General features: G+C 71.8%; 25 protein-coding genes. 7 read left to right on the top strand and 18 right to left on the bottom strand.

Annotated features, from left to right (window positions below):
- Positions 1 to 198 precede the first annotated feature (198 nt).
- Positions 199 to 1,005 carry a glucose 1-dehydrogenase gene (locus Ae150APs1_RS21175; RefSeq protein ID WP_075299837.1) on the top strand — a complete coding sequence of 269 codons (807 nt, stop codon included), beginning with the start codon at positions 199 to 201 and terminating at the stop codon, positions 1,003 to 1,005.
- A 53-nt stretch (positions 1,006 to 1,058) separates the two neighbouring features.
- Here Ae150APs1_RS21175 and Ae150APs1_RS21170 read toward each other — a convergent pair whose 3' ends face one another.
- The 11 genes from Ae150APs1_RS21170 to Ae150APs1_RS21120 form a co-directional block, all read right to left on the bottom strand.
- Positions 1,059 to 1,643: a hypothetical protein gene (locus tag Ae150APs1_RS21170; RefSeq protein WP_060573778.1), complete on the bottom strand. Its 585-nt coding sequence runs from the start codon at positions 1,641 to 1,643 to the stop codon at positions 1,059 to 1,061.
- Positions 1,640 to 2,395: a hypothetical protein gene (locus tag Ae150APs1_RS21165; RefSeq protein ID WP_075299835.1), complete on the bottom strand. Its 756-nt coding sequence runs from the start codon at positions 2,393 to 2,395 to the stop codon at positions 1,640 to 1,642. Before Ae150APs1_RS21165 ends, Ae150APs1_RS21170 begins: the two co-directional genes overlap by 4 nt.
- Positions 2,396 to 2,609: 214 nt before the next feature.
- Complete coding sequence (locus tag Ae150APs1_RS21160; RefSeq protein WP_075299833.1) at positions 2,610 to 2,933, bottom strand: hypothetical protein; 324 nt, start codon at positions 2,931 to 2,933, stop codon at positions 2,610 to 2,612.
- Positions 2,920 to 3,942 carry an MlaD family protein gene (locus Ae150APs1_RS21155; protein WP_075299831.1) on the bottom strand — a complete coding sequence of 341 codons (1,023 nt, stop codon included), beginning with the start codon at positions 3,940 to 3,942 and terminating at the stop codon, positions 2,920 to 2,922. Before Ae150APs1_RS21155 ends, Ae150APs1_RS21160 begins: the two co-directional genes overlap by 14 nt.
- 1 nt (position 3,943) lies before the next feature.
- Entirely contained in the window at positions 3,944 to 5,269 is a 1,326-nt protein-coding gene (locus Ae150APs1_RS21150) for an MCE family protein (protein WP_075299828.1), read from the bottom strand.
- On the bottom strand, positions 5,269 to 6,519 hold the full coding sequence (locus Ae150APs1_RS21145) for an MCE family protein (protein WP_060573781.1): 1,251 nt from the start codon (positions 6,517 to 6,519) through the stop codon (positions 5,269 to 5,271). Before Ae150APs1_RS21145 ends, Ae150APs1_RS21150 begins: the two co-directional genes overlap by 1 nt.
- Before the next feature lies 1 nt (position 6,520).
- A complete protein-coding gene (locus Ae150APs1_RS21140; RefSeq protein WP_075299826.1) occupies positions 6,521 to 7,591 on the bottom strand; it encodes an MCE family protein in 1,071 nt (356 codons plus the stop codon).
- A complete protein-coding gene (locus Ae150APs1_RS21135; RefSeq protein WP_075299824.1) occupies positions 7,588 to 8,757 on the bottom strand; it encodes an MlaD family protein in 1,170 nt (389 codons plus the stop codon). The genes Ae150APs1_RS21140 and Ae150APs1_RS21135 overlap by 4 nt, the downstream gene beginning before the upstream one ends.
- Complete coding sequence (locus Ae150APs1_RS21130) at positions 8,754 to 10,157, bottom strand: MCE family protein (protein WP_075299822.1); 1,404 nt, start codon at positions 10,155 to 10,157, stop codon at positions 8,754 to 8,756. Before Ae150APs1_RS21130 ends, Ae150APs1_RS21135 begins: the two co-directional genes overlap by 4 nt.
- Before the next feature lie 4 nt (positions 10,158 to 10,161).
- On the bottom strand, positions 10,162 to 10,992 hold the full coding sequence (locus tag Ae150APs1_RS21125) for an ABC transporter permease (RefSeq protein WP_075299820.1): 831 nt from the start codon (positions 10,990 to 10,992) through the stop codon (positions 10,162 to 10,164).
- A gap of 11 nt (positions 10,993 to 11,003) precedes the next feature.
- Positions 11,004 to 11,774, bottom strand: coding sequence for an ABC transporter permease (locus Ae150APs1_RS21120; RefSeq protein ID WP_075299818.1), 771 nt, complete (start codon positions 11,772 to 11,774; stop codon positions 11,004 to 11,006).
- A gap of 304 nt (positions 11,775 to 12,078) precedes the next feature.
- On the opposite strand from Ae150APs1_RS21120, the gene Ae150APs1_RS21115 reads away from it, so the two are divergent.
- From Ae150APs1_RS21115 to Ae150APs1_RS21095, 6 genes are all read left to right on the top strand, one after another.
- Positions 12,079 to 13,119: an ATP-binding cassette domain-containing protein gene (locus Ae150APs1_RS21115; RefSeq protein ID WP_083680270.1), complete on the top strand. Its 1,041-nt coding sequence runs from the start codon at positions 12,079 to 12,081 to the stop codon at positions 13,117 to 13,119.
- A gap of 14 nt (positions 13,120 to 13,133) precedes the next feature.
- Positions 13,134 to 14,543 carry a wax ester/triacylglycerol synthase domain-containing protein gene (locus Ae150APs1_RS21110; RefSeq protein ID WP_060573787.1) on the top strand — a complete coding sequence of 470 codons (1,410 nt, stop codon included), beginning with the start codon at positions 13,134 to 13,136 and terminating at the stop codon, positions 14,541 to 14,543.
- Positions 14,540 to 15,601: an alpha/beta hydrolase gene (locus Ae150APs1_RS21105; RefSeq protein WP_083680269.1), complete on the top strand. Its 1,062-nt coding sequence runs from the start codon at positions 14,540 to 14,542 to the stop codon at positions 15,599 to 15,601. Before Ae150APs1_RS21110 ends, Ae150APs1_RS21105 begins: the two co-directional genes overlap by 4 nt.
- A gap of 18 nt (positions 15,602 to 15,619) precedes the next feature.
- Complete coding sequence (locus Ae150APs1_RS21100; RefSeq protein ID WP_349289891.1) at positions 15,620 to 17,401, top strand: molybdopterin-dependent oxidoreductase; 1,782 nt, start codon at positions 15,620 to 15,622, stop codon at positions 17,399 to 17,401.
- Entirely contained in the window at positions 17,398 to 17,889 is a 492-nt protein-coding gene (locus tag Ae150APs1_RS34695; RefSeq protein ID WP_349289890.1) for a molybdopterin dinucleotide binding domain-containing protein, read from the top strand. The genes Ae150APs1_RS21100 and Ae150APs1_RS34695 overlap by 4 nt, the downstream gene beginning before the upstream one ends.
- A 110-nt stretch (positions 17,890 to 17,999) precedes the next feature.
- On the top strand, positions 18,000 to 18,650 hold the full coding sequence (locus Ae150APs1_RS21095; protein WP_075299816.1) for a TetR family transcriptional regulator: 651 nt from the start codon (positions 18,000 to 18,002) through the stop codon (positions 18,648 to 18,650).
- A 24-nt stretch (positions 18,651 to 18,674) separates the two neighbouring features.
- On the opposite strand, the gene Ae150APs1_RS21090 is transcribed toward Ae150APs1_RS21095, so the two are convergent.
- The 7 genes from Ae150APs1_RS21090 to Ae150APs1_RS21060 form a co-directional block, all read right to left on the bottom strand.
- On the bottom strand, positions 18,675 to 19,853 hold the full coding sequence (locus Ae150APs1_RS21090; protein WP_075299814.1) for a transporter: 1,179 nt from the start codon (positions 19,851 to 19,853) through the stop codon (positions 18,675 to 18,677).
- 13 nt (positions 19,854 to 19,866) lie between these two features.
- Entirely contained in the window at positions 19,867 to 20,610 is a 744-nt protein-coding gene (locus tag Ae150APs1_RS30595) for a zinc ribbon domain-containing protein (RefSeq protein ID WP_083680268.1), read from the bottom strand.
- Between the two features lie 19 nt (positions 20,611 to 20,629).
- Positions 20,630 to 21,613 carry a GNAT family N-acetyltransferase gene (locus tag Ae150APs1_RS21080; RefSeq protein ID WP_060573791.1) on the bottom strand — a complete coding sequence of 328 codons (984 nt, stop codon included), beginning with the start codon at positions 21,611 to 21,613 and terminating at the stop codon, positions 20,630 to 20,632.
- The gene (locus tag Ae150APs1_RS21075) at positions 21,610 to 22,809 is read right to left on the bottom strand and encodes an SRPBCC family protein (protein WP_060573792.1); all 1,200 of its coding nucleotides are present in this window, start codon (positions 22,807 to 22,809) and stop codon (positions 21,610 to 21,612) included. The genes Ae150APs1_RS21080 and Ae150APs1_RS21075 overlap by 4 nt, the downstream gene beginning before the upstream one ends.
- Positions 22,810 to 22,921: 112 nt before the next feature.
- Positions 22,922 to 23,851, bottom strand: coding sequence for a PDR/VanB family oxidoreductase (locus Ae150APs1_RS21070; RefSeq protein ID WP_060576298.1), 930 nt, complete (start codon positions 23,849 to 23,851; stop codon positions 22,922 to 22,924).
- Positions 23,852 to 23,929: 78 nt separating this feature from the next.
- Complete coding sequence (locus Ae150APs1_RS21065; protein ID WP_075299812.1) at positions 23,930 to 24,139, bottom strand: ferredoxin; 210 nt, start codon at positions 24,137 to 24,139, stop codon at positions 23,930 to 23,932.
- A gap of 179 nt (positions 24,140 to 24,318) precedes the next feature.
- Entirely contained in the window at positions 24,319 to 25,569 is a 1,251-nt protein-coding gene (locus Ae150APs1_RS21060; protein WP_075299811.1) for a cytochrome P450, read from the bottom strand.
- Positions 25,570 to 25,584: the final 15 nt, after the last annotated feature.

Genomic DNA, 25,584 nt, shown 5'->3' with positions numbered 1-25,584 from the left:
CCGTCTCCCTCGACGGCCTCGGCGAGGGGGCCGGGGAAGATCGGGACCCTCCGGAGCGTGGGCCAGCCTAAAGTTGGTAGGTAGGGTCGTCAATACGTTCTCGGGTTTTTGTATCGCAAGAAGCATCGCACGGCGCATCACACCAGGTGAGAGCACGTGCGTACGGCACTAATGGATACATATGACATCATCCGTCACATGATCGCCGACGATGCCGCTCCCGCGGGGGACCCCGCCCCGCCGACACCCCTGCTCGACCTCTTCCGGCTCGACGGGAAGGTCGCCGTCGTCACCGGGGCGAGCTCCGGGCTCGGGGCCGGGTTCGCGGTCGCGCTCGCCGAGGCGGGCGCGGACGTCGTCCTCGCCGCCCGCCGGGCGGACCGCCTCGCCGAGACCGGTGACGCGGTGGCCCGGCACGGCCGCGGGTGGCACGCCGTCGCGGCCGACGTCGCCGACCCGGACGACTGCGACCGGGTCGCGGGAGCCGCACTCGAACGCTTCGGCCGGGTCGACGTGCTCGTGAACAACGCCGGCATCAGCAGCGTGGTGCCCGCGCTGCGGGAGGAGCCCGGCGACTTCCGCGGCGTGCTCGACGTCAACCTGTCCGGGGCGTACTGGATGGCACAGGCCTGCGCCCGGCGGATGGAGCCCGGCTCGGCGATCGTGAACGTCGCGAGCGTGCTGGGCCTCGTCGCGTCGGCGCTGCCACAGGCCGCCTACTCGGCGAGCAAGGCCGGTCTCCTCGGCCTGACCCACGACCTCGCCCAGCAGTGGTCGGGCCGCCGCGGGATCCGGGTCAACGCGCTCGCACCCGGGTTCGTGAACACCGAGATGACCGAGGAGACGCCGGAGGAGACCCTCGGCCGCTTCCTCGCCGGGGCACCGCTGCAGCGGCTCGGCACCCAGCGCGAGCTCGACGCCGCGATGCTGTTCCTCGCCGCGCCCGCCTCCGGCTACGTCACCGGGACGACGCTCGCCGTCGACGGCGGGATGAGCGGGCACTGAGCCGGTACCGGACCGACGGAGCGCCGGGAGGCGGGACCTCCCGGCGCGGTCCGTCACACCGGGTCGAGTGCCGACACCAGCCAGTGGTCACCGTCCTGCTCCATCGTGACCCGCACCCGCGAGCCCGACAGGGTCGGCTGGTCCTGCCCCGCCCGCGTGGAGGTCTGGTTCAGGAACATCATGAGCTGGACCTGCCCCGGCGACGACACCTCGGTCGTGCCGACCGCGGCCGTGGAGGTCTGGGTGACCAGCTGGTCACGGTCCGACGCCGGGATGACGATGTCCCGGACCAGGCTGGTGTAGTCGTCGCGGAACCTGCCGCCGACCTGCTGGGTCCGCTCGTCGATCTCGTCGGCGATGCTGCGGTGGTCGTAGGACAGCAGCCGCGGCACGACCTCCTCGGCCACCGCCCGCGCCTCGTTCCGGGCCGAGTCCGTCCGCATGTTCTGCACCTGCAGCACGGTGAACAGCACCGCCAGGACCGCCAGCACCACGGCACCGGCGCCGAGCACCCGGGTCGCCTGCCGGGGCCGGTCCCGGTACCAGCCGACGACCGACCGGTACGCACGGACCGGCAGCAGGCCGACCCACCTCAGGCCACGGCCCACCGGCCGCAGCAACGCCTTCGGGCCCCTCACGGCACGAACTCCACTCGCGAGACGAGCCATTCGCCGTCCTTCTTCTCGAGCTCGGTGACCATCCGGTAGAAGCGCGGCTCCCCGTCCGGCACACTCTGGTTCTTGACGTCCGCCTTGACCGCGACCACGACGCGGGCGGTGCTGCCGTCGATGCGGTCGATGCCGGCACCGGTGACCTCGCCCCGGGTCGCGACCTTGGACTCCTTCACCAGGGAGATGTAGGAGTCGAGGTTCTGGGCGAACAGGCCACCGAAGTCACCGGTGGACTCCTCGACGACCTTGCGGACGTCGTCCTCGGCGGTCTCGAAGTTGATCGAGGTCAGGCTGACGGCCGCGGCCTGGGCGGACTCGAGCGCCGCGGCACGGTCGGACTCCGCCTGCTGCCCGATGCCCCACCAGATGCCCGTCGCCACGGCGGCGACGAGCATCAGCCCGAAGGCCGCCGCCACACCACGGCGCACGGTCGCGCTCGGCGCGGGGCCGCTCTCGGGCTCGCGGCGGGTCGCGGCGGGGCCTGAGCCACCCCGGCCGGCCGCGCCGCCGTCGCCGTCCTCACCGTCCTCGTCGTCACCGGTGCGCAGCGGCGGCGCGGCGGGGAGCCCGTCCGGTTCGCGCTCCGGGGTGTTCTCCGCACCGGAGGTCTCGGTCCGTTCGGTGCGGACGTCGCTCTCCTGCGACGTGACGGCGTCGGCCGCCTCGTCCCCGGCCGCGGGCGTCGTCGCCCGCCTGCCGGACTGGAAGGTTCTCACCACGTCAACTCCTCGGTTCGGCGGTGCCGGGCCGCCCCGCTCCGGGGGTGAGCGGGGCGCGGGGTGCCGGCGCCGTGTGGGGGCCCGGCCGCACAGCGGGTGCGGCCGTGCCCACGACCGGACGGACCAACGATGTTGTCTCCGTCACGGCCGTTCGATCGTGACATCTTGGCTCGACTGTCTCGCATCCGGGGTCCGGTACCACTGCTGACCACGGTCAGGCCGGGCCCGGGACGGACATCAGACCGCCGAGCGTCATCTGGTCCGCGGGCGGTGCCGGCGTGCTCACGGCGCCGATCGCACCCAGCGGCTCGAAGGCGGGCTCACCGTTCAGCCCGGTGTCCGGACGGAGCGTCAGGCGGCCGGCCGCCGTCGGGCTGTAGCCCTCGCCACGGCACTGGAAGATCGTCGCCGCACGCCGGCCGGGGGGCGACCCCGGCTCGAAGCACGGCAGGTTGCGCGCGCTGCGGGCCAGCGTCGGGTCGTCCTGGGGCAGCTTGCAGTAGCTGTTCTCCGGGAGCGGGATGTCACCCGTCTCCATCGCGTTCCGCGGTCCGCCCGGCGGGGATCCATCCCTCGACGCAGTTGGGCTGGTTGGCGTTGGTCTCGAGGTTGAACCGGAAGATCCCCGGTTCGGCCTCCGGCGCGACGACCAGCGATCCGGCCGTGAACATCGGGTACACGACGAGGATCTGCTCGATCGGCGCGTTGTACGCCTCCGCCAGCCGGGTCAGGACCTCGGTGGTGCTCAGCAGCGTCGGCGTGCTCCGGCTCAGGTCACCGAGCAGGCCCTCGGCCTGCTCGGCCGCACGGGTGCCGTCGGTGAACACCGACCGCAGATCGGTGTCGCTCTCCCGCAGCTGCCCGGTGAAGGAGTTCAGGTTCCGGCTCCAGTTCCGGATCGAGTCGCTGGTCGCGAGCTGCGGGTCGACGAAGCCCTCGAAGTCGTTGATCAGCCGCTCGGTCGGCTCGTAGTTCTTGTCCGCCTCGTCGACGAGGAGCCGGGTGTTGTCGACCAGCCGCCCGAGGTCGGGCCCGATCCCGCGGAACGCGTCGGCGAACTCGTTCAGGACGGTCGTGAAGTTGTCCTGGTCCACCGAGGTCAGCAGGTTGTCGGTGTTCTGGAGGACGTCGGCCGTCGGGATCGGGACCGTCGTCATCTCCTTGGGGATGTGGTCCCCGTCGGCCAGCGGCGGGGCCGCCGGGTCCTGCGGGACGAAGTCGACGTACTGCTCACCGATGGCCGACACGCTGTGCACCTCGGCCCGGCTGCCGCTGGGCGGCAGCCGGTCCTCCTCGAGCGTCATCCGGATCCGGACACCCTCGGGGTCCAGGTCGACGTCGGTGACGGTCCCGACGGTGGCTCCGCGGAACGTCACGTTGGCGTTCGGGTAGAGGCCACCGGTGGCCGGCAGCGTCGCCGTCACCGCGATCCGGCCGAACCCCAGCACCTGGGGCACCCGCACGTAGTAGAAGACGATCAGTAGCGAGGCGAGCAGCGTGAGGACCATGAAGATCGCCAGCTGGACCTTGACGTACCTGGTGATCACGTCAGTTGCCTCCCGTCAGGCCGTCGAGCAGGCCGCCGCCGGAGGGCTCCTCGGCCGGTCGTTGCTGCTGCTGTTGCTCCTGCTGCCGCTCGAACTCGCTCTGCTCCGGCGGGGCCGGGCGCTCGAGCGTGCCGGACGGCGGTCCCGGCGGTGGCTCGTTCGGCACGGCGCCGTCGAGCAGGTCGAGCCCGGGCTCACCGACCGGGGCACCCGGCTCCTCGGGTAGCACCGGCGCCGTCAGGGGATTCGCTGCGCCGAGGGCGTTCCCGCCGGCCTTCATGATGTCCTGCAGCCGGTTCAGCTGACCCTCGAACGGCGTGCCGGTCAGGAAGTTCTGGTCGAGCGTGCCGAGCGTCAGGTCCAGCGTGAGCCAGAAGTTGATGTAGTCGCCCTGGAACGTCTCGCCGAAGTTGCGCAGCGGGAAGATGATCGTCCCGAGCAGCCCGAGCGAGTCGGTCAGCGAGTTGTTGGCGTCCGCGAGCCCGGCCAGGGCCGGGGTCAGGTTGTCCAGGTTGCGGGCGAGGTTGTCCGAGCTCTCCGCGACGACCGCGTCCGTGGCGTCACCGAACTTGCCGAGCGACACGAGCGTGTTCGTCAGGTTCTCGCGTTCCCGGTTCAGCACGGTCAGCGCCGGTGGGATCGCCTGCAGGGCGCCGTCGATGGCCTGGTCCTGCTCGGCGAAGTTGGCCGCCAGGCGGTCGATCCCGTCGATCGCGCGGGTGATGTCCTGCTTCTGGTCGTCCAGCCCGCGGGAGAAGGTCTCCAGCTCGGTGATCAGGCCCCGGAAGTCCTCGGTGCGGCCGCCCAGCGCCTTGTTCACCTCGCCGGTGATGGTCTTGAGGTTCTGCAGGTTGCCGCCGTTGAGCAGGGTCGCGACCGAGGCCAGCACCTCCTCGGTCTCCGGGTACTTGCCGGACTGCTCCAGCCCGATCCGGGCACCGTCGGTCAGGCGCCCGGTCGGCGCCTGGTCGGCCGGAGGCGTCAGCTCGACGAACTTCGCGCCGAGCAGGGAGGCCTGGCCGATCCGGGCCTGGGTGTTCGCCGGCAGCTCCACGTCGGAGTTCAGCGACACCGTGACGAGCGCGTTCCAGTCGTCGAGCTCGACCTTGGTGATGTTGCCGACCGGCTGGTCACCGACCCGCACCGGGTTGTTCGGCACGAGATCGGCCACGTTGCGCAGCTCGATCTGCACCGTGTACGCGTCGTCCCCGACGCCGGGCACACCCGGCAGGGTGAAGTCGTTCAGCCCGCTGTACCCGCACGCGGAGAGCGAGACCGAGCAGGCGGCGATCATCGCGATCGCGACGCTGCGTGGCGTCCTGGCCATCAGTTGCCTCCCTGGGGGAACAGCAGGCCGCCGAGACCCGGGGCGTCGACGTCCGGCGGGGCCTCCGGTCCGGGGGTGGGCTGCCGGTAGGGCGCGTCCCTGCCCGGCTGGTTGTCCGTCGGTCCACCCGTACCGGGGACGGCGATCGGGTTGACGCCGACCGGCGGCTGCTGGACGCGCAGCAGGTTGAACAGCGGGCCGAGGTTGCTCTTGCAGTAGTCGATGCCCTTGATCGGGTCCTGGGCCGCCGCGGTGAACGCCGAGCAGACGAAGTCCGCCGGGGTGTTGAGGTTGTCCACCACGAGCTTGCCGGAGAGCGCCCGCGTCCTCGGCGAGACGATGTTGAAGAGGTTCATCAGCGTGCTCGGGCCGACGTGCAGGATCGTTGCGAGCTCGTCGCGCGAGTTCGACAGCGTCCGGGTGAGGTCACCGAGCTCGGTCACCGACTCGTTGAGCACCGGGCCGTTGTCGGCGACGAACTCGTCGACCGCCACGGCGGCCCGGGAGACGCCCTCGAGCGCCCGGGACAGCTCGTCCTCGTTGTCGGTCAGGACTCCGGAGACCGTGTCGAGCCGCGAGTTGAACTCGACGATCTGGCCGTCGACCTGCTTGAGCGCCGTGACGAAGGCCTGCAGGTTGCGGACCGTCCCGAACAGGTCGCCGCGCCCCTCGGACAGGGTCTCGACCGCCGAGGACGCCTCACGCACCAGCTCGTTGAACTTCTGGCCCTGGCCACCTGCGGCGTTGCGGGCCGCCATGTCCAGGAAGCGGGACAGGGAACCGCTCTGGTTCGCCTCGTCGGGCCCGAGCGCCGTACTCAGGTTCTGGAGCTCCTTCTTCAGGTCGTCGAACTCCAGCGGGGAGACGGTGCGCTCGACGGGGATCTCCGCACCGTCCTCCAGCACGGGGCCGCCGGTGTAGGCGGGTGCGAGCTGGAGGAACCGGGTCGCGACCAGGGTCGGCGACACGACGGCGGCGTTCACCTCGGCGGGGAGGTCGTACTGGGAGTCGTAGGTGAACTCCATCCGGACCTTGTCGCCGGCGGGCTCGATCGAGCTGATCTTGCCGACGTCGACGCCCTGGATCTTCACGCGGTCGTTCGGGTAGATGCTCTTGACCGACTCGAAGTAGGCCACACCGGTCTTCGACGACGTGCTGACCAGCACGATCACCGCAGCCGCCACGACGGCGGCCACGAGACCGGCGGCGAGCAGCCGGGTCAGCGCCGTTCCTGCTTTCAGACGGGACATCTCAGTTTCCTCCGGCACCGATCAGGCCGCCGATCGAGGGCGGAGTGGGGACGGGTGGTGCGCCCCCGGCGGGCGGTGTGGGAACGGCCAGGCTGGGCAGGAAGTCCGCGGCCGGGAACAACGTGGGCCCGGCGTTCCCCAGGTCGCCGTGCCCGGCGAAGAACGGGCCGCCGGCGAGACCCTCGCCCAGGCCGGTGATGAAGCTCGAGACGCGCTCGACGGCGGAGACGATGTTGCCCTCGTTGCGCTCGAGGATCTCGAGCACTCCGTTGAGCTCGTTCAGCGCCGGTGCGAGCCGCCCCCGCTGGTCCTCCGTCAGGCCGACGATCTGGTCGGTGGCCCGCCGGGTGGTGACGAGCAGCTCACCGATGATGTCGCGGCGGGCCTCCAGCTCACCGAGCAGCTTGTTGCCGTCGGTGAGCAGCGTCGTCAGCTTCGCGGTCTGCCGGTTGAGGACGCCCGTGACGCTCTCCGCCCGCTCGAGCAGGTCACCGATGGCGGCGTCCCGGCTGGCGATCGTGCGGGACAGCCGGGTGATGCCCTCGAACGCGGGCCCGAGCTCGTCCGGGGTGTTCTGGAAGGCGTCGGTGAACGTGTCGAGCGCCGTGCTGACCTGGTTCATGTCGATCTCGCCCGCGCGCCGGGTGAGATCCTCGATGCCCTCGGTGATGCTGTACGGCGCGACGGTCCGCTCCAGCGGGATGACCCCGCCGGCCTCCATCGGGGTCCGCCCGTCCGGCCGGATCTCCAGGTTGCGCTCGCCCAGCAGGGTCTGCGTGCCGATCGTCGCCGAGGTCAGGTCGCCGAGCTCCACGTCCTTCGCCGTGAACTCGACGACCACGTCCGGCCCGTCCAGGGTGACGTTCTTGACCTGGCCCACCTCGGCACCGGCCACCCGGACGGTGTTGCCCATCTGCAGGCCACCGGCCTCGGTGAACCGGGCCTCGTACTTCTTGCCGCCGAAGACCGGCAGCTCGGCCAGCTGGAACGAGGCGACCAGCAGCACCGCCAGGATCGCCAGGCCGGCGATCGCGATCGTGACCGGGTTCTTCTCCCGGAACCGGAGCTTCATCGCGGGCCCTCCGTACCGTCGGTGCGGAGGAGCTCGTTCGGGACCTGGCCCTGGTCCGCGGCGTCCTCCTGCCGGATCGGGTTCGCCTCGCGCTGCTCGGGCGTCTCCAGCGGGGAGTTGCCGAACTTGCAGCGGTCGACGTTGTCGGCCGGGCCCACCCACGGCGAGTAGACCGGGTCACCGGCCGGGCCGGTGGTCTTCACCCGCACCGAGCAGATGAACAGGTTGTAGGTCGCGCCGCGCGAACCCAGCCGGCTGACCCGCAGGTACGCCCCGGGCAGCAGCGCCAGGTTCTCGTCGATCGCCGCCTCACCGGCCTTGGCCTGCTTCGACACCCGGTCGAGCTGGTCCACGGTGCCCTTCAGGGGGCCGCGGACCTTCCCGAGCAGCTCGTCGACGCTGCTGGTGAGCCGGTTGGCGCCCTCCAGCGAGTTGCCGATCCGCTCCCGGTCGTTCGCCAGGCCGGTCGTGAGCTCCTGCAGCTGGCCGATCGTCGACTCCAGCTCGGGGGCGCGCTTGTCGAGCGTGCCGAGCACGGTGTTGAGGTTGTCGACGACGGAGCCGATCACCGCGTCCTTGTCGGCGAGCGTGTTGGTCAGCGAGCCGACCCGGGCGAGCAGCGACTCGATGGTGCCGCCCTGCCCCTGGAAGACCGAGATGATGTCGGAGCTCATCTGGTTGATCTGGTCCGGCGCCAGCCCCTCGAACAGCGGCGAGAAGCCCGCCAGCAGGACGTCGAGGTCGAGGGCCGGGCGGGTCTGCGCGACCGGGATGACCGCGTCCTCCGCCAGCGGCGCGCCGCCGCCGGTGCCCCGGGAGACCTCGAGGTAGCGGTCACCGGTCAGGTTGAGGTACCGGACGGCGAGATTCGTGTCGGCGGGGAGCTCCTTCGCCGAGTCGACGGTGAAGGTGACCTTCCCCTGGGTGTTGTCGACGACCGAGATGTCCTGGACCGACCCCACCTCGACGCCGGCGATCCGCACCGAGTCGCCCTCGAGGATCCCGGAGGTGTCGGTGAAGACGCCCGAGTAGCTCTTGCGGTCGCCGAACCCGGAGCCCGCGCCCATCTCGATGCTCACGACGGCGAGCACGAGCATCGTCACGACCACGAAGATCGTCGACTTGACCAGGGGGCCCTTGATGTTCTGGGCCTTCGAGACGCTCATCGGCCGCCCTCCTCGTCGGTGAACAGCCCGCCGAGGAGACCGCCGGACCCACCGTCCGGCGCCGTCGGCGGCGTCGCTTCCTGCTCCGGGGTCAGCGGTCCGGGAGCGCCCGGTGCCGGAGCGGGCGGAGCGCCCGGCCCGGCCGGTGCCCCCGGCGCCGGCGCGTTCTCGCCGCCCGGGACCGGCTGGACCTGGGCGCCCGGGAGGCCTAGCCCCTCACCGGCACCGGCGAACGGCCCGAAGAGCTGCGTGACCAGCGGCGGATCGCCGATCCGGACGGTGTTGTCGCCGTCCGGGTTGGGCTCGCCACCCTTGTCGACGTTCTTCAACAGCGACTCGGGCACCACGCTGCCGTCGAGCCCGGGCATCTGGTGGCAGTCCGGGCCGTTGTCGGCGCCGACCTCGGGCGGGCTCTTGTAGACGGTGTCGCCCGGCTGCAGCGTGACGAGCCCGACGAAGCCGGGGACGGTGTTGCCCTGCTGCTGCTCGAGCTGCTGGCGCGACTTGTCCAGGCCCTTGAGCCAGCACGAGAACATCGGGGAGTACTCGCGCAGCAGGTCGGTCGTGGGCAGCGCCGTCTGTGCGACGTCGCGGATCCCCTCGCGGTTCTGCAGGAAGAACGACTCGCCGGTCTTCGAGACCCGGGACAGCTGGAACAGGAAGCTCTCGATGTCGGCCTGCTGCTCGACGACTGTCCGGCTGGTCACCGTGGCGTTGTCCAGGGTGGACGCCAGATCGCCGGCCACGTCACCGTAGAGGTTGGTGAGGTCCGCGCCCTTGCGGAAGTCGGTCTGCAGCTGCGGCAGGTTCGCGTTGAACCGCTTGAGGTAGGCGTTCAGCTGTGTCGCCGTCTCGCCGATCTCCTCGCCGCGGCCGTCGAGCGCGGTGGCGAGGTTGCCGATCACCTGGCTCACCTGGGCCGGCTCGAGGGTGTCGAGGATCTGGTCGAGCGAGTCGAACAGCGTGTTGACCTCGACCGTGACCGCGTCACTGCTGATCCGGTCCCCGGCGGCGAGCATCCGGCCCGACGGCGCCTGGGGCATGGTCATCTGCACCGTCTTCGCGCCGAAGGCGGTGAGCTGGTCGAGGGAGACGGACACGTCCGCCGGGACCTGACCGATCCGGTCGGCGTCCATGTCGAGGACGATGTCGACCGCACCGCGGTCGCCGTCGGCCAGCGACACCGAGCCGACCTCGCCGACGTCGACGCCCTTCAGCTGCACCCGGTTGCCCGGGTACATCTGCAGGCCCGACCGGTCCGCGCGCAGCTGCACGGGGACGGTCTTGGCGAAGGCGTTGAGGTACATGGCGGTGCACAGCCCGAGGAACCCGAGCATGATCCCGAGCAGGATCAACGCGTAGACGCGGTACTTGAACCGCGAGAAGAAGGTCTCGTTCATCAGGTCATCCCGTGATGCGGAAGGCGTCGGAGTCGGCGTAGAGGGCCATCGAGATGGCGAGCTCGGCGGTCAGCACCGCGATCAGCGACGTGCGGACGGCCTGCCCCACCGCCTTCCCGACGCCGGCCGGGCCACCGCTGGCGGTGTAGCCGTAGTAGGTGTGGATGGAGATCACGACGATCGCGATCCCGATCGCCTGGGCGAACGAGTAGAGGACGTCCTGCCACTGCATGAACGTCTGCATGTAGTGGTCGAACGTGCCCTCGGAGAGCCCGAAGAAGCCGACCTGGGTGACCTTCCAGCCGACCCAGGCGCCGACCATCGACATGGAGAAGATCGGGATGATCGTGATCATCCCGGCGCCCAGGCGGGTGGTGACGAGGTAGGGGAGCGAGCGGACGCCCATCACCTCGAGCGCGTCGATCTCCTCGGAGACCCGCATCGCGCCGAGCTGGGCGGTGAACCCGCTGCCGACCGTGGCCGCGAGGGCGGCGCCCGCGATGATCGGCACCAGCAGGCGCGGGTTGATGATCGCCGAGGCGAACCCGCCGAGCGCCTCGAGCTGGAGGTTGGCCAGCGCGTCGTAGCTCTGGAGGCCGCCGGTGACACCGGCGAACAGGGTGATGAAGAAGGTGATCACCGACGAGCCACCGATGACGGCGAGCGCGCCGGTGCTCATACCGACCTCGGCGATCAGCCGGACCTGCTCGGTCTTGTAGCTCTTGACGGCTTTGGGGATCCAGACGACGCCCTTGCCGTAGAACTCGGCCTGCTTGCCGAGGTCGTCGAGCAGCCGGAGCGGAGCGCCCAGGGCGTTGCGAACAGAGGAGAGCATGGGCACGTCCCTCACACGAGTCCGAGCGAGTAGGGGATCTGCGTCAGCAGGATGTTGATCGGGAAGAGCGCGAGGAACGTGTAGACCACGGTCTCGTTGACCGCGTTCCCGACACCGCGCGGACCTGCCTTGCAGGTCATCCCCCGGTAGCAGCCGATGAGGGCGCCGACGACGCCGAACACGACGGCGCGGAGCTCGCCGTGCACCAGGTCGTCGAAGCCGACGAGCAGCGTGAGCGAGTCGATGTACTGACCCGGGCTGGCGTCCTGCAGGTAGACGGCGAAGACGTAGCCGCCGGAGAGACCGATCAGGATCATCACGCCGTTGAGCAGGAAGGCGTTGACCGCCGTCGCCAGCACCCGCGGCACGACGAGGCGGGGCACGACGTCGATGCCGAGGACCTCCATGGCGTCGAGCTCCTCGCGGATCCGGCGCGCACCGATGTCGGCACAGACGGCGGTGGAGCTGGCCCCCGCGATGATGAACGTCGTCGCGACCGGTCCGATCTGGGTCACCGTGGCGAACGCCGACCCCGAGCCGCTGAGATCGATCGCGCCGATCTCGACGAGCACGAGGTTGAACTGGAACGTCACCAGTGCGACGAAGGGGATGCCGCGCAGGATCGCCGGCCCGAGCGAGACGCTGGCGACGAACCAGGTCTGCTGCACGAACTCGCGCCACTGGAACGGGCGCCTGAACATCGCGACGAAGGTGTCCGCGGTGAAGGCGAAGAAGGTGCCGAGCGGTGTCACGGTCCGCGCGACCGCCGGGGGGGTGTTCATGACGCCATCCCCCTCGGGGTGGCATCGGTGCAGGTCACAACGTCGGGCTGCATCGGGGGCCTCTGCTCTGAGACGACGGGGTTCGGGACGGGCGTCGCGGGGACGGCGCTCCGTCTTCAGAGGCAGAACGAGCTACGCTTTGACAAGTTTCGTTCAACGTCTCACTGTTAACCCGATCGGAGTACTGACCCACCCAGACATCACCCGAACGAGCAGCCAAGTAAGAGACGCTCGACGAAAGATGTTTCGTTGTTTCAGTATCGGAGGCGGTCATCGCCGACGCAGCGACACGAGGAGGTGCGCCGTGAAGGGCGTGGAGGTCAAGGTCGAGAACCTGTCGAAGTCGTTCGGCAAGGCGAACATCTGGTCGGACGTGTCACTGACCCTCCCTCCGGGCGAGGTGTCGGTGCTTCTGGGCCCGTCGGGTACCGGCAAGTCCGTGTTCCTGAAGACCCTCATCGGGCTGCTCAAGCCCGAGCAGGGGTCGATCGTGATCCACGACACCGACCTCGTCCGATGCACGGAGTCGAAGCTCTACGAGATCCGGAAGCTGTTCGGGGTGCTGTTCCAGGACGGCGCGCTGTTCGGGTCGATGAACCTGTTCGACAACATCGCCTTCCCGCTGCGCGAGCACACGAAGAAGAACGAGTCGCAGATCAGCGACATCGTGCTCGAGAAGATGGACCTGGTCGGCCTGCGCGGCGACGAGGGCAAGCTGCCCGGTGAGATCTCCGGCGGCATGCGCAAGCGGGCCGGGCTGGCCCGGGCCCTCGTGCTGGACCCGGAGATCATCCTGTTCGACGAGCCGGACTCGGGCCTCGACCCGGTGCGCACGGCGTACCTGAACCAGCTGATCATCGACCTCAACGCACAGACCGACTCCACCTTCCTGATCGTCACCCACGACATCAACACCGCGCAGACGATCCCGGACAACATCGGCCTGCTGTACCGCAAGCACCTCGCCATGTTCGGCCCCCGCGAGCAGCTGCTGACCTCCGAGGAGCCCGTCGTCGCGCAGTTCCTCAACGGCCGCAGGCAGGGGCCGATCGGGATGTCCGAGGAGAAGGACTCGGCGCAGGCCGAACGGGAGATGGCCGAGGCCGGCGGGCTGGCCGGGCTGCCCCCGATGAAGCCGCAGTTCCAGGCCTCCCCGGGGATGCCCGAGCGCGCGGCCGTCCGGCGCCGCCAGGAACGGGTCCGCGAGATGATGCACACGCTGTCGCCCGCGGCCCAGGAGGCGATTCGCGCGAACATGGACGACCAGGCGGTCCCGGCGGGCGCCGGCGCCGCCCGGCACGGGTTCCGGGACGAGCCCACGACCGAGTTCCCCCGCGTGCAGTGACGGGGACGAGTCGCATGGACGCCGCCGGCGAGGAGATGAACGCCTTCGAGACCGTCATGTGGCGGATCGAGTCGGATCCCGCACTGCGGACACCGGCCATGGCCTGTCTCGAGCTCGACGCCGTCCCGGATCCCGGACGGCTGGCCGCGGTGCACGAGGCCGCCGTCGCCGTCGTCCCCCGGCTCGGCCAGCGGGTCGTGGAGCCGGCACTGGGGCTCGGGGTGCCGCGGTGGACGACCGACCCGGCGATGGACCTCCGGTTCCACCTCCGCCGCCACCAGCTCCCGGCCCGCGGCGGCTGGCCGGAGCTGATGGAGGGGTTGTCGCAGTTCTACATGAGCCCGCTCGACCGGGCGCGGTCCCCGTGGGAGGCCCTCCTGGTCGAGGGGCTCCCCCGCGGCCGCGCCCTGTACGCGCTGAAGATGCACCACGCCGTCACCGACGGTCTCGGCGTGATGCAGCACCTGGCGCGCATCCTGGCGCCGGAGCGGCAGGACGACGTCCCGGGCGGGCCGCGGCCGGCGCACCTGCAGACGCCACCGATGTCGCCCTACGAGGCGCTGGTCGCCCAGGCCCGTGCCGATCTCGGCCGCGTGACCGGTGAGGTGGGCAGGCTGGGCTCGGCCGGACTGCGGTCGCTGGCCGCGCCGTTCTCGACGGCCGGGGCGGTGTCCCGGTACGTGTCGTCCCTGGGCCGGGTGCTCGCTCCCCCGGCCGCCGAGAACTCGGCGCTGCTCGCCGAGCGGGGCCTGACCCTCCGGCTCGCCGCCGTCGACGTCCCGTTCGACCGGCTCAGGGCGGCGGCGAAGGCCGCGGGCGGCAGCGTGAACGACGCGTTCCTGGCCGCGCTGCTCGGCGGGTACCGGCTCTTCCACGAGCGTTCCGGGGCGCCGGTCCCGGAGGCCGTCCCGACCGCCATGCCGATCTCGCTGCGCCGGTCCGACGATCCCGAGGGCGGGAACCGCATCGCCTCGGCCCGGTTCGCCGGTCCGATGGCCGAGACCGACGTCGCCCGCCGGGTCGAGCGGATCCGGGCCGTGGTGTCCGAGGTCCGGGAGGAGCCGGCGGTCGACGTGATCGGCCTGTTCTCGCCGCTGCTCGGCCGCATGCCCGGCGCGCTCGCCGCGATCCTCGCCGGGCCGATGACGAAGGGCAACGACCTGCACGCCAGCAACGTGCCGGGGCTGCAGGGGGACCACTACCTCGCGGGTGCCCGGGTCGAACGGTTCTACGGCTACGGCCCGCTCGGCGGGGGTGCCTCGCTGATCACGCTGGTCAGCCACGGTTCCACCGCCTGCATCGGGGTCGGCCTCGACACCGCGGCCTTCGCCGACGGCGACCTGTACCTGCAGTGCCTGGTGGACGGGTTCACCGAGGTGCTCGACCTGGCGCCGGGCACCGCGACGCCGACGCTGCGCGGATGACGGCCGAGCACCACGGCCGTCCGCGGGCGGCGGCCCACCCCGAGGGGCCGGAGCCGGTGGGCGTGCTCGTCACGGAGCACCACCGGCCGAGCATCCGGTCCCGCGTCCTGACGGCCGTCATGGACCAGCTCATGGCCCGGGCCCTGCGCGCCCTGACCGGCGACACGCTGACCCAGGCGCTGCGGGACCGGCTGGCACGCTTCGACGAGTGGGCCGCCCACGTGCCGGTGCCCTGGGGCGCACGGGTCGGCCGCACCTCGGTCAACGGCCTCCCCGCGGAGTGGTCGGTCGGGCGGGGCGTGCGGGACCCCGACGCCGTCGTCCTCTACCTGCACGGCGGGGGCTGGCTGTTCGGTGGCCTGAACTCGCACCGCTCGCTGGTCTCCCGGCTGTCGTCGGCGTCCGGGCAGGCCGCCCTGGCGGTGGCCTACCGGATGGTCCCGGAGGTGTCGCTGGACCAGGAGATCGAGGACTGCCTCGACGCCTACCGGTGGCTGCTCGCCCGCGGGATCGCGCCGGGGCGCATCGCGATCGCCGGCGACTCCGCCGGCGGGCACCTCGCCGTCGCGACCGCCCTGCGTGCCCGGGAACGCGGCCTGCCGCGGCCGGCGGCCGTCGTCGGGATGTCCGGGGTCTACGACCTCGACACCGCGGCGCGGGCCGCGCTCGATCCCGGCGACGATCCGACCGGGTCGGCGGCCGCCCTCCAGTGGATGATCGAGATGATCCTGGCCGGGGACGCGCCGGACCGGTACTCGCCCCTGCGGGCGGACCTCGCGGACCTGCCGCCCACCCTGCTGACCGTCGGTTCCGCCGAGGTGCTGCGGGAGGAGACCGAGCAGCTCGCGCGCCGCCTCGCCGCCGCGGGGGCGCACTGCGTGCTCGAGATCTGGCACGGCCAGCCGCACGTGTTCCAGGCGTTCGCGCCGGTGCTCCCGGAGGCCTCGCGCTCGCTCGACCGCATCGGGACGTTCCTGCGCTCGGCCTTCGCCGGCACCGCACGGCCGCTGCCCGGACGGTCCCGCCGCACCCCGGCGGACCTGGACGACAAAACCTAACGACTATAGAATTCGGCCATGTCCACCCGCCCGTCGACCGTCCCGCTCCCCGACCCGGGACCGGGCGTCCCGCGCACCGTCCCGCGCGGGTGCCCGCTCTGCGAGGCGATGTGCGGGCTGGCGGTCACCCTCGACGCCGACGACCGCGTGGTCACGGTCCGCGGCGACGACCACGACGTCTACAGCGCGGGCTACCTCTGCCCCAAGGGGGCGTCGCTCGGCGCGGTCGACGACGACCCCGACCGGTTGACCCGGCCGCTCGTGCGGCGCGACGGGGAGCTGCGCCCCGCGACCTGGGACGAGGCGTTCGCCGAGGTGGACCGGCTGCTGGGGCCGCTGCTCGCCACGGACCGCGACACCGTCGCCGCCTACATCGGCAACCCGACCGGCCACAACGTCGCCTTCACCCTCCTGGCGGGCAGGCTCGCGCGGTCACTGGGGAGTGCCCAGACCTACTCGCCGGCCACCATGGACCAGCTGCCCCAGACCGTGACCGCAGCCCTGATGTTCGGCGAGCCCAGCAGCATCCCGGTGCCAGATCTCGACACCACCGACCTGCTCGTGATCATCGGCGGCAACCCGCTGGTGTCCAACGGCAGCGTCGGAGCCTCGCCGGACTACCGCGGCAAGCTGCGGGCCCTGCGGGCGCGCGGCGGCCGGCTCGTCGTCGTCGACCCGGCGCGGACCGCGACCGCCGACGTCGCCGACGACCACCTGCGGGTGCGGCCGGGCACCGACCTGTTCCTGCTGCTCGGCCTGCTGCACGTGGTGATCACCGAGGACCGGGTCCGGCTGCGGGCCGCGGAGGGCCGCGTCTCCGGACTCGCGGAGCTCCGCACCGCGGTCGCGCCCTGGACACCCGAGGCCGCGGCCCGCGCCTGCGGGATCGCACCGGACGCGATCGTCCGGCTCGCCCGCGAGCTCGCCGGGACCGGACGCGCCGCGGTGTACGGGCGGCTCGGCACCACGCTCAACCGGCACGGCACCCTCACCTGCTGGGCGATGCAGGTCCTGAACGTCGTGTGCGGTCACCTCGACCGTCCGGGCGGGCTGCAGTTCACCCGTCCCGTCACCGGTTCCCCCACCACCCGGCGGGCGACCAGGCCCCCGCGGCCCTTCACCACCGGGCGGTACCGCACCCGGGTCAGCGGGCACCCCGAGGTGCTCGGCGAGCTCCCGGTCGCCGCGCTGGCGGAGGAGATCCTGACCCCCGGTCCGGGCCGTGTCCGCGGGATGGTGGTCTACGGCGGCAACCTCGCCCGGTCCATGCCGGACTCGACGAGCATGCAGCGGGCCCTCGCCGACCTCGACGCGCTCGTCTGCGTCGACCCCTATCTCAACGAGACCACCCGGTACGCCGACGTGATCCTCCCGCCGCCGGGCTCGCTCACCCGCGACCACTTCGACCTGGTGCTCTACCAGTTCGCGCAGCGGAACTTCGCGCGGTTCTCCCGGCCCGCCCGGCCGGTGCCCGACGGGATGATCCCGGAGTGGGAGATCCTGCTGCGGCTCTGCGCGATCTACGAGGGCCGCGGCCCCGGCGCCGACCCCGGGCTCGTCGACGACGAGATCGCCGCGTCGCTGCGGGCCTCGGTCGCGCGCGGGCTCGACACCGGCGAGGACGGGATCGTCACCGACTTCCCGGAGCGGGGACCGCGCAGGCTGCTCGACCTGCGCATCCGGTCCGGCCCCTACGGCGACCACTTCGGCCGCGTACCGGGCGGGCTCACGCTGGCCCGGCTGCTCGGCTCTCCGCACGGGATCGACCTCGGTCCGCTGGGCCCCGGCTCGACGAGGTGATCCGCACCCCCTCCGGCACGATCGAGCTCGCACCGGCGAAGGTGCTCGACGCGCTCGCCGGCGTCGACGCCCCGGTGGCCGAGCCCGGGACGCTGCTGCTGATCGGGCGTCGTGACCTGCGGTCGAAGAACTCCTGGCTGCACAACGTGGACCGGCTCGCACGGGGCCCGGAGCGCGCGATGCTCTACGTCTCCCCCGGCGACGCCCACGAGCTCGGCATCGACGACGGCGGGACGGTCTCGGTCGGCTCGGCCGCCGGGCGGATCCGGGTCCCGGTGCGGCTCACCGACGAGGTGCCGGACGGCGTGTGCTCACTGCCGCACGGCTGGGGTCACGACGACGACCACGCCCGGCTCCACGTCGCGGCGCGGCAGCCGGGGGTCAACAGCAACACCCTCACCGACGGCTCGGTGCTCGACCCGCTGTCGGGCACCGTCCAGATGAACGCCGTCCCCGTCCGCGTCGAACCGGCGCCCCGCGGCTCCTGACCCCCTGCACGGGGCGCGGCTGTGCGGCGAGCCACCCCCGCGAGCGCCGCGGGGACGGTGATAATGACCGTATGCCACGTCCGGCCAGCCCTCTGATCAGGTACGACTCGGTGATCTCGACGTCGCTGGAGATCATCGACGCGGAAGGTCTGGAGGCGTTCAGCCTGCCCCGGCTGGCCCGTGCGCTCAACGTGCGCGCGCCGTCGCTCTACCACCACTTCGCGGACAAGGCCGAGATCCTGCGGGGCGTCGCCCGCGCCATCGTGGTGGAGACCCGGATGCCCGACTCCCGGACGACCCCGAACTGGATCGAGTGGTTCGTCGCGCTCAGCCTCAACTTCCGGCACGCCGTGCTGCAGCACCGCAACGCCGCACCGGTGCTGCTCCGGTTCATGCCCCGCGACGTGCTGATCCGCACCTACGAGCAGAGCGCCCGCTTCCTGACCGCCGTGGGCGTCCCGGCCGACCAGTGCGTCCTGCTCCTCGACGGGCTGGACAAGCTGACGCTCGGCGCCGCGATCGCCGAGGCCGCGAAGGACCCGGACGAGGCGGGCGAGCTCTTCGGCACCGCCGACCCGGAGTCCGAGCCGACGCTCGCGAACGCGGTCGCGCAGAACCGGATGAGCACCGAGGAGGTCTTCGCCGAGACCGTCCGCAGCTTCCTGCGCGGGGCGGCGCCGTACGTCCCGGCCGACGCCCCGCCCCCGGACGGTCTGGCCGGTCGGACCGTCGCCGACCTCCGGCCGTCCGAGGCCTCCTGAGGGACCCCGGACGGGCAGCGGGACCTAGAGCGTCGACCCGGCCCCGAACACGGTGGCGCTGACCAGCGGGGCCATCGGGCCACCGAGCAGCAGCGAGACGGCCGCACCGGGAACCGGGTTGGGCGAGGTCCCGCGGATCTGGCGGACGGCCTCGACGATCAGGCCGAAGCCGTGCACGAACCCCTCCGCGATGTTGCCGCCGGCGGTGTTGAGCGGCAGGCCGCCGTCCGGGGCGATCAGGTTCTCGAACCGCATCACCCGGCCGGCCTCGGCACCCGGCGGGACCAGCCCGACGTCGATCAGCGACGCGACGGCGGGCCCGGAGAAGTTCTCGTAGACCTGGGTGACATCGACCTCGCCCGGCTTGATCCCCGCGCCCTCCCAGAGCCGGGCGACCAGCGCCGGGTGGAAGCCCGCGCTGCTGTACGGGCTCTCGTTCTCGACCGACTCGGTCCAGGACGAGCCGGAGCCCTGCACCCCGGAGAGCAGGTAGGCCGGCTCCTGCCGGAGCGCGCGGGCCCGCGCGGCGCTGGTGACGATGACGGCACCGGCGGCGTCGTTCTCGCGGGAGCAGTCGTAGAGGCGCAGCGGCTCGGAGATGATCCGGGCGTCGTCGTACACGTCGGGGTCCAGCGGCTTCCCGTACGCCACTGCCTCCGGGTTGTTCTGCGCGTGGTGGTACGCGGCGGCGACGAGCGCGCCGAGCGCCTCACGGGGGACGCCGTCGACCTCGATCATCCGCTGGGTCCGCAGGGCGCAGATCTGGGCGGGCGCGAAGACCCCGTGCGCACCGTAGAGGGGCCCGATGTGGCCCTTGCTGTAGCTCTGCCGGCCCGCGTCGGCCTCGGAGATGCCGCGGTAGACGCAGACCGTCTCGGCCTGTCCCGCGACGACGGCCGCGGCCGCGGCGTTCACCGCGGCGGCCACCCCGCCGCCACCGCCGCCCCAGACCATGCTGGACCAGCGGACCTCCTTCACGCCGAGCGCCGCACCGACGGCCAGGCCCTCGTTGTCGTCGTTCGCGTAGGAGACGAAGCCGTCGATGTCGTGGGCGTCGAGGCCCGCGTCGGCGGCCGCGTCGAGGATCGCCCGCAGCGTCAGCTGCAGCGACGACGACGTCGCGGTCCCGCGCTTCAGGAAGGGGGTGTTGGCCGCCCCCACCACCGCGGTGGCCCCCCGGAAGGACCGGTCGGGTGTGGTCATGTCACTCCGTTCCTCAGGACAGGCGCCAGCGGAGCAGCGGGTAGTCCGCCGCGTCCGCGGCGTCGTCGAACTCCGCCTTCACCTGCTGCCCGATCCGGACGTCGGCGCCGTCGCCGTCGAGCAGCACGCCGACCACGCGACGGTTCCCCGCCGCGGGCAGCTCCACGGTCACGACCACGTAGGGCAGGTGCCCGGAGACCGAGGGGTGGAACGGCTGCCAGGTGCGGGTCCACGCGTAGACGGTCCCGGCCGGGTCCACCGACGGCCACTCCAGCTCGTCGTGGTGGCACGACGGGCAGATCGGCCGGGGCGACCAGATCCACTCGTCGCACCGGGGGCAGTGCTGGATCCGCAGCTCCCCCCGGCGCAGGCCCTCCCAGTGCGGGGTGTCGGACCCGTCGTCGGTCGGCTCCGCGAACGGCGTCCGCGGCGGGGTGTCCGGCACGTTGCGGACCTGGGTGACCAGCCACGTGCCGTCGATGTCGATCCACCGCGACCGGAACACGGCCTCGTCGCCGCCCGCGCCGCTGTACCGGATGTACGCGCTGTAGAGCGGGCCGGGGCCGGGCTCGATCGCCACGACCTCGGAGGCGTTCATGCGGTCCGGCGGCCGGGCGGACGCCAGGAGCTGGCCGACCCGGTCGGGACGGAAGTCCGCCAGGACGGTCTCGTTCTCGCCCGCCGCCACGGCCCGGCCGTGGCGCACGACCACGTCGGCCAGGTCCGCGGGGACGTCGGGGAACCGCACCTCGGTCATCTCTGCTCCATTCCGGCCATCACCGGACGGCCGGCAACGGTTCGGTGGTCCGGTTGTGCACGGTGTACTGGACGTCGGTCTGGTCGTGGACGAAACCGAGGGTCCGGGCCTCGTGCACGAGCGGCCGGTCCTCCGAGTCGATCGTGGTGGCGCCGACCCGGAGCCCCGCGTCACGCAGGTACTCCAGCCCTGCCACCAGCAGGGACCGCACGAGCGGGTCCTCCTCGCGGTCCCGGTCCGGGTCCCGGGTGACGACGGCGACGAGGCGTCCCGCCGTGCCGTACTCCGTCGGCTCGCCGGACTCGGGGTCGACCCAGACGGCGCCGTCGGGCCGCTCCGCGGATCCGCTGACGAGCAGGACCGTGTCCGCCGGGGGCTCGTGCCTGCGCCCGCTCGCCGTCCACAGCGCCGCGGCCGCCTCGCGCTCCGCCGCGCCGGCGGCCTGCCGGACCGCGGGACGCCCGGGCTCGGCGCCCGGGTCGACGTCCCGGCCGATCCGCACCGGTGCGAGCATCTGCCACTCGCGCAGCACGGTGCGGATCCCGTAGCGGCGGAACCGCAGCGACATGCGCAGCGCGGCCGGGTGGTTCGCCCGGGCCCAGACCCGCAGGCCGGACACGCCGGTGCCCTGCCAGCCGTCGGGGGTGCCGAGCTCCAGGCCGATCTTCTCGATCAGCAGCGTGGTGATGCCGCGGGACCGGTAGTCCGGCCGGACGAGGTAGGAGACCTCGGCGGTCCCCGCGTCCTCGTCCCGCAGCGGCTCGACCCGGAGGAACCCGGCGAGGCTCGGCACCAGCGGGACGTTCCGCCCGGAGCGCTCGTCCGGGAGGAGCCACACCAGCAGGTGCGACGTCCCCGGCTCGATCGGGTCGTCGAGCGAGAGCCGGGGGAAGCCGGCCTCGGCGTCGGTCTCCGACGCCTCGGCCAGCATCTCCCGCAGCTCCGCCTCGACGTCCGGCTCGAAGCCGGGCCCGCCGGGCCGGTACCACTCGAAATCGATCACGAGACCAGCTTCCGGAGCTCGCGGTGGAAGATCTGGTTGATGACCTCGTTGCGGCCGAGCAGCATGCCGCCGGCGTTGGCGCTGCCCATGCCCTGCTGGGAGCTGCGCAGCAGCGGGAAGTCCTCCTGGTGCAGCACCGCGAGGAGGATCTTCCAGTTCTTCTCCCAGATCTTGGTCCAGCGCTCGGAGTCCATGCCCGAGTCCTCGACCTTCGGCACGACCAGCCGCATCTCCATCCGGCAGCGGCCGGGGTCGGTCGGGTGCGGGCGGAAGGTGAGCAGCTCGAAGTGGTCGGGCTGGCGCAGCAGGGTGCTGTTCGGCAGCAGGAAGTGCGTCTCGGTGACGTAGGGCGACAGGTCCTCGTCCGGGGCCGGGGGCTCCTCGAGGTACTTGTCGATCGTCTTGCGCGGCGCGATGAACCGCGCGTGCCGCCCGAAGTCCTCGGCCGCCATCACGTTGGTGTGGATGTGCTTGGCCGCGGTGTTCGGGTGCGCGTACTGGATGTGGTAACCGTCCAGGAACGCGTCCTGCATGATCTTCCAGTTGACCGGCTCGTCGAAGCCCTCGGCCTGTGCCGAGACGAGCTCGTCCATGTCGTAGCCGGCGAGGATGCCGTCCATCTCGGCACCCAGCCACGACGCGACGTCGATCTCGGCGTCCGCGTCGTCGACCATCCAGACGAAGCCGTGGCGCTCCTCGGCGGGCAGCTCGATCAGCCCGTACTGCGACCGGTCGATCTCGCCGAAGGTGTTGTCGCGGGTGATCGCGCGCAGCGAGCCGTCGGTGTCGTAGGACCACCGGTGGTAGCCGCAGGAGAACAGCCGGCAGCGGCCCTTCTCCTGCTCCTCCAGCAGCGCACCGCGGTGCCGGCAGAGGTTGACGAACGCCTTCACCGAGTGGTCCTTCTGCCGCACGATGATCACGTTGTTGCGCGGCATCTGCAGCGTCATGAAGTCGTTCGGCTTCGGGATCTCGCTGCCGTGGCACACGATCGAGGGGACCCGGCCGAACACCGCGTCCCGCTCCCGGCGGGCGATCTCCGGGTCGGTGAACTCCTCGGCCGTGAACGAGGCGATGCCGTCGTACTCATCCGTGCTGTCGTTGCGGATGTGGTCGAGAGCGCGCCGGATCCGGTCGTTGCGGGCGGCGAGCTCGTCCGTCTGCTGGGCACTCGCCGCGGTCTGGTCAGTGGACACTGCCGCCTCCTGCTCCCGCGACCGGTGACGTCGCGGATCGAGAACTGGTCGGACTTATTCTATAGCCTTAAGGTTTAGCACGGGAGTCCCGACCGTGCAGTTCGGCGTCCGCTCAGCGATCGATCACGAGCCGTCCGGACAGGCACCGCGAGACGCAGGGGAACATCACGTCGTTCGCCGCCTGCTCGTCCGGGGTCAGCAGGGAGTCCCGGTGCTCCGGGACGCCCTCGATCACCTCAGACTCGCAGGTCCCGCAGGTGCCCTCCCGGCACGAGGTCTCGATCTCGACGCCGGCCTCGGCGGCGGCGTCGACGATGCTGACCCCCGGCGGCACGGTCACGGTCACCCCGGAGCCGGCGAACTCGACCTCGAACGAGTCGCCCGAGGCGGGCTCGGCGACCTCCTTCGGGGAGAAGCGCTCCAGGTGCAGCGCGCCACCCGGCCACGACGCGCACCGCTCCTCGACCGCGGCGAGCAGCGGCTCCGGCCCGCAGCAGTACACGAGCAAGTCGTCCTGCGGGGTACCGAGGAGCCCGTCGAGGTCGAGCAGGCCGCGCTCGTCCTGCGGGACGACCTCGACCCGGTCGCCGTACCGCTCGACCAGCTCGTCGACGAAGGCCATCGAGGCGCGGGAGCGGCCGCCGTACACCAGCCGCCACTCGGCGCCGGCCTTCTCGGCGGCCGCGATCATCGGGACGACGGGCGTGATGCCGATCCCGCCCGCGACGAAGAGGTAGCGCTGCGCCTCGGCCAGCGCGAAGTTGTTCCGCGGCCCGCGGACCCGCAGCGCGGTGCCGGTCTCCAGCACGTCGTGGACGTGCGCCGAGCCGCCCCGGCCGGGCTGCTCCCGCAGCACCGCCACCTGGTACGCCTCGCGGTCACCGGGATCGCCGCACAGCGAGTACTGCCGGACCAGGTCGTCGCCGAGGTGCAGGTCCAGGTGTGCACCCGGTTCCCACTCCGGGAGCGGCCGCCCGTCCGCGCCGCGCAGCGTCAGCCGCACGACGCCGTCGGCGACCGTCTCCCGGTCCGCGACCTCCATGTCGATGTCGTGCACGGATGCCGGATCGGACCTACCCACCTCGATGACCTTCCTTCCCACGCCCGGTGCCGCCGCCGGTCAGACCGGCTGCGTCTGCTCCAGGGCCAGTGCCCGCTCCGGGCACATGTCCACGACCCGCCGGGCCTCGCCGACCTGTGCCTCCGGGACCGGGTCGGCCAGGACGACCGGGTCGCCCTGCTCGTCGCAGTCGACGAGGTCCGGTGCCGCTCCGTAGCAGAGCCCGTGCCCGGCACAGGCCTTCCGGTCCACCGTGAGGTGCTGTTCCATGTCGCTCTCCTCGTGCTCCTCGATGCCGTGCGGTCCTGCCCGTCCGTCTCGTGTGCCCGGCGGCGTGCCGGACCGCACACGGAGACCGGACCGGGCGCCCGGGAACCCACCCGACCGGGGTACGTCGGTGCTCTCCGGTCGGGGGTGCGCCCGGTCCGGCCTCACGTCTCCGGCCGCTGTCAGCCCACCGGGGTGAACAGCAGCGACAGTCGCGCGAACCCGCGGACCTGGCTCGGCAGGACGACGGGCGGGTCCTCCGGGTCGAGCCGGTAGTCCGGGATCCGCTGGTGCAGCTCCTCCGCCGCGATCTTCAGCATCAGCCGGGCCAGGTGGGACCCGATGCAGCGGTGCGGGCCCGAGCCGAAGGTGAGGTGCCGGTTCGGCGTGCGCTCGACGTCGAGCGAGCCGGGCTCGTCGAACTCGCCCTCGTCGCGGTTCGCGGCGCACAGCAGCAGGAGCAGCTGGTCGCCCGCGCGCACCGTGATGTCGCCGATCGTGGCGTCCGTCGTCGCACGGCGGCCCATCGCGATCGCGGCCTCGTAGCGCAGGATCTCCTCGACCGCCGCGGGCACCGCGGCCGGGTCGTCGATGAGCTTGTCGCGCTCCTCGGTGTTCTGCGAGAGGTGCAGCATCATCCACGCGAGCGAGCCCTGCGTGGTGTGCAGGCCGGCGATGAGCAGCAGGAAGAACATCCGGGCGAGCTCGTCGTCGGTGAGCGGGCGCTGCACACCCTCCGAGTCGGTGATCTCGGTGTTGATGATCGCGTTGGTGACGTCCTCGGCGGCGGCGTCACCGGACGCGATGGCGGCCCGGCGCTCGGCGATGACCTTCATGAAGTAGCCGAACATCTCGTAGGCGGCCTTCGTGCGCGATTCCGCGGCCTGCTCCGGGGTGTCGCCCGGACGCCCGTTCAGCGCGACCTCGGTGGCGTCGGTGAACAGCGCCGCGTCCTCCAGCGGCCACCCCATCAGGGCCAGGAACACCTGGGTCGGCAGCTCGTGCGCGAACTTCTCGACGAACTCGACCTTCCCGTCGGCCTGGAAGGAGGTGATCAGCTCGATGACGATCTCGCGGATCCGGGGCTCCAGCACCTTCATCCGGTTGGGACTGAACAGCGGCTGCAGCGCCTGCCGGTAGGAGGTGTGCTCCGGCGGGTCGAGCTCGATCGGCAGGAACTTGCCCTGCCCGGCGTCGACCAGGTTGTTCGGGTGGCTGGAGAAGGTCTCCGGGTCCCGCAGGATCGCGTGGACGTGCTCGTACGACGTGACGAGCCAGTGGCCGCCGTGGGTCGTCGACCACACGATCGGCCCGATGGCGGCCAGTTCGGCCGCCTTCTCCTGCATCCGATCGACCGGCATCGTGACGGACGGGTCGTAGATGTCGAAGTCCACGACGAGCTCGGGGGTGAGGTCGGCCTGGGTGGTGGTCATGGGTCGCTCCTGTTC

Origin of the sequence: Pseudonocardia sp. Ae150A_Ps1 (assembly GCF_001932315.1) — a bacterium.
GTDB lineage: Bacteria > Actinomycetota > Actinomycetes > Mycobacteriales > Pseudonocardiaceae > Pseudonocardia.
Note: the sequence above shows the minus strand (reverse complement) of the source record. Positions and strands in the feature narration are given on the sequence as shown.

Coding starts and splice junctions, on each gene's coding strand:
- Ae150APs1_RS21175 (WP_075299837.1), top strand. CDS start 199: ATGATCGCCGACGATGCCGCTCCCGCGGGGGACCCCGCCCCGCCGACA.
- Ae150APs1_RS21160 (WP_075299833.1), bottom strand. CDS start 2,933: ATGGAGACGGGTGACATCCCGCTCCCGGAGAACAGCTACTGCAAGCTG.
- Ae150APs1_RS21150 (WP_075299828.1), bottom strand. CDS start 5,269: ATGGCCAGGACGCCACGCAGCGTCGCGATCGCGATGATCGCCGCCTGC.
- Ae150APs1_RS21145 (WP_060573781.1), bottom strand. CDS start 6,519: ATGTCCCGTCTGAAAGCAGGAACGGCGCTGACCCGGCTGCTCGCCGCC.
- Ae150APs1_RS21140 (WP_075299826.1), bottom strand. CDS start 7,591: ATGAAGCTCCGGTTCCGGGAGAAGAACCCGGTCACGATCGCGATCGCC.
- Ae150APs1_RS21135 (WP_075299824.1), bottom strand. CDS start 8,757: ATGAGCGTCTCGAAGGCCCAGAACATCAAGGGCCCCCTGGTCAAGTCG.
- Ae150APs1_RS21130 (WP_075299822.1), bottom strand. CDS start 10,157: ATGAACGAGACCTTCTTCTCGCGGTTCAAGTACCGCGTCTACGCGTTG.
- Ae150APs1_RS21125 (WP_075299820.1), bottom strand. CDS start 10,992: ATGCTCTCCTCTGTTCGCAACGCCCTGGGCGCTCCGCTCCGGCTGCTC.
- Ae150APs1_RS21120 (WP_075299818.1), bottom strand. CDS start 11,774: ATGAACACCCCCCCGGCGGTCGCGCGGACCGTGACACCGCTCGGCACC.
- Ae150APs1_RS21110 (WP_060573787.1), top strand. CDS start 13,134: ATGGACGCCGCCGGCGAGGAGATGAACGCCTTCGAGACCGTCATGTGG.
- Ae150APs1_RS21105 (WP_083680269.1), top strand. CDS start 14,540: ATGACGGCCGAGCACCACGGCCGTCCGCGGGCGGCGGCCCACCCCGAG.
- Ae150APs1_RS21100 (WP_349289891.1), top strand. CDS start 15,620: ATGTCCACCCGCCCGTCGACCGTCCCGCTCCCCGACCCGGGACCGGGC.
- Ae150APs1_RS21090 (WP_075299814.1), bottom strand. CDS start 19,853: ATGACCACACCCGACCGGTCCTTCCGGGGGGCCACCGCGGTGGTGGGG.
- Ae150APs1_RS30595 (WP_083680268.1), bottom strand. CDS start 20,610: ATGACCGAGGTGCGGTTCCCCGACGTCCCCGCGGACCTGGCCGACGTG.
- Ae150APs1_RS21070 (WP_060576298.1), bottom strand. CDS start 23,851: ATGGAGGTCGCGGACCGGGAGACGGTCGCCGACGGCGTCGTGCGGCTG.
- Ae150APs1_RS21065 (WP_075299812.1), bottom strand. CDS start 24,139: ATGGAACAGCACCTCACGGTGGACCGGAAGGCCTGTGCCGGGCACGGG.
- Ae150APs1_RS21060 (WP_075299811.1), bottom strand. CDS start 25,569: ATGACCACCACCCAGGCCGACCTCACCCCCGAGCTCGTCGTGGACTTC.